Genomic DNA, 2,235 nt, shown 5'->3' with positions numbered 1-2,235 from the left:
CGCCGCCTGACGAGGAGGCACTTTTCGGCTGGACGCGGCCGCGGCAATCCTCTTTCGAGGAGCGCATGGACCGTCCAGCCGAGCTTCCCCAGCCGCCCGCCGCCGACCGGCGCCCCTACAGCTACGAACGCCACGGGGTCACGATCGAGGATCCGTGGCACTGGCTTCGCGATCCCAAATACCCCGAGGTCGGTGACGAGGACGTGCTCGCCTACCTGAAAGCGGAGAACGGCTATTTCGAGCATTGGGCGGGCAAGCATCGCCCGCTGCTCGACGAACTGTTCGAGGAGATGAAGGGACGGATCAAGGAAGACGACAGCTCGGTCCCGGTCCGCGACGGCGACTGGCTTTACTGGTGGGCGTTCAAGCCGGGCGCCCAGTACCGGACCTGGTGGCGCAAACTGGCAGCGGGCGGCCCGGACGAGGTCGTGTTTGACGAGCCTCCAGAGGCCGAGGGCAAGGACTATTTTCGGCTCGGCGCGATGGAGGTCAGCCCGGACGGCAAGCTGCTTGCGACGCTGGTCGACGACAATGGGTCAGAGCGATTCCAGCTGCGGGTGCGCGACCTGGCCACTGGCAAGGACATCGAGACGATCACCGACGTCGGCATTGGTCAGCCGGTCTGGACGAGTGGATCGGACGGGATTGTCTACACCGAAGTCAACGACAACTGGCGCAGCTACCGCGCCCGCTTCCACCGGCTGGGAGCGCCGGCTGACGACGACTTGACGCTCTATGAAGAGGTCGAGGAACTCGGCTTCTCGGTCGGAATCGGCAAGTCGCAGGACAAGAGCCTGATCTTCGTCGCGACCGGCGACAATGCGACCAGCGAAGTGCGGTTCGTCGGCGCTGACGACCCGACGCGGCCGCTGACGCTGATTTCGGCGAGGAAGCCGAACCGGGAGTATCACGTGGACGCGGCTCACGGGAAACTGTGGATCCACACCAACGACAATCATGTGAACTTCCGGCTTGCGGAGGCGGATATCGCCACTCCGGGCGAGTGGCGGACGGTGATCGCGGGGTCGGACCGTGTCTATTTGACCGGCGCGACATCCTACCGCGACCACCTGGCGATCAGCAGCCGGGTCGACGGGCTCGACCAGCTCCGCCTTCGCACCTACGCCGGCGACGAGACGCGAATCCCGTTCGAGGAGGCGAGCTACAGCGCCGCCTTCCTCGGCAATCCCGAGTTCGCACCGCAATCCTATCGCCTGGCTTATTCATCGATGGTCACGCCGGCGACGGTCTATGACTATCATCCGGACACGGCGGCGCTCGAGGTTCGAAAGGTCCAGGAGATCCCGTCCGGCTATGACCCGGCGCAATATGTGACCGAGCGGCTGATGCTGCCGGCGCGCGACGGCGTCCAGGTGCCGGCGTCCGTGGTCTACAAGAAAGGCTTCGAGAAGAACGGCGAGGGCAAGCTTTTCCTTTATGCTTATGGTGCCTACGGCCTTGCGATCCCGCCGGTGTTCAACTCCAACCGGATCAGCCTGCTGGACCGTGGCTGGGCCTGCGCCATCGCTCACATCCGGGGCGGTGACGACCTCGGCTACCAGTGGTTCCTGGACGGCAAGCTCACCAAGCGGACCAACACGTTCAACGACTTCGTGGATGCGGCGAAGGGGCTGGTCGCGGAGAAATTCACCGCGGCGGGAAAAATTGCGATCAACGGCGGCTCGGCCGGCGGCGAGCTGATGGGCGCAGTCGCCAACAGCGACCCCGGGCTGTGGGGCGCGATCGTAGCGGACGTCCCCTTCGTCGACGTGCTGAACACGATGCTGGACGACACGCTCCCGCTGACGCCGGGCGAATGGCCCGAGTGGGGCAACCCGATCGAGGACAAGGCGGCATTCGACTACATTCGCAGCTACTCGCCCTATGATCAGGTCAAGGCGCAGGACTATCCGCCGATGCTGATCACCGGCGGCCTCACCGACCCGCGCGTGACCTACTGGGAGCCCGCAAAGTGGGCCGCGAAGCTGCGCGCGACCAGGACGGACGGCAACCTCCTCCTGCTCAAGATCAACATGGGCGCAGGGCACGGCGGCAAGTCGGGGCGGTGGGAGAAGCTCCACGAGGTCTCGGAGACCTACGCGTTCGTCCTGACCCAGACCGGAGCGTGACCCGGCCGCAATTCGAGCTCGGCTTCACCGCCGGCCCGGAGCACATCGACGAGCTCGGACACGTCAACAATGCCGTCTGGGTCCAGTGGGTGCAGCAGATCGCGGT

General features: G+C 65.3%; 1 protein-coding gene and 1 pseudogene. Both read left to right on the top strand.

Going from position 1 to position 2,235, the window contains the following annotated elements; translation table 11 throughout:
• Positions 1 to 65 precede the first annotated feature (65 nt).
• Positions 66 to 2,129, top strand: coding sequence for a S9 family peptidase (locus JOZ79_RS00750; protein ID WP_294069239.1), 2,064 nt, complete (start codon positions 66 to 68; stop codon positions 2,127 to 2,129).
• A pseudogene (locus JOZ79_RS00745) lies at positions 2,126 to 2,235 on the top strand (acyl-CoA thioesterase); the annotation flags it as partial. The gene JOZ79_RS00750 and the pseudogene JOZ79_RS00745, both read left to right, overlap by 4 nt.

Source organism: Sphingomonas sp., from assembly GCF_019242355.1.
Lineage (GTDB): Bacteria > Pseudomonadota > Alphaproteobacteria > Sphingomonadales > Sphingomonadaceae > Sphingomicrobium.
This window is presented reverse-complemented; position numbering and strand designations above follow the sequence as displayed.

Excerpts from the sequence above, each read along its gene's own strand:
- JOZ79_RS00750 (WP_294069239.1), top strand. The coding sequence starts at position 66 with ATGGACCGTCCAGCCGAGCTTCCCCAGCCGCCCGCCGCCGACCGGCGC.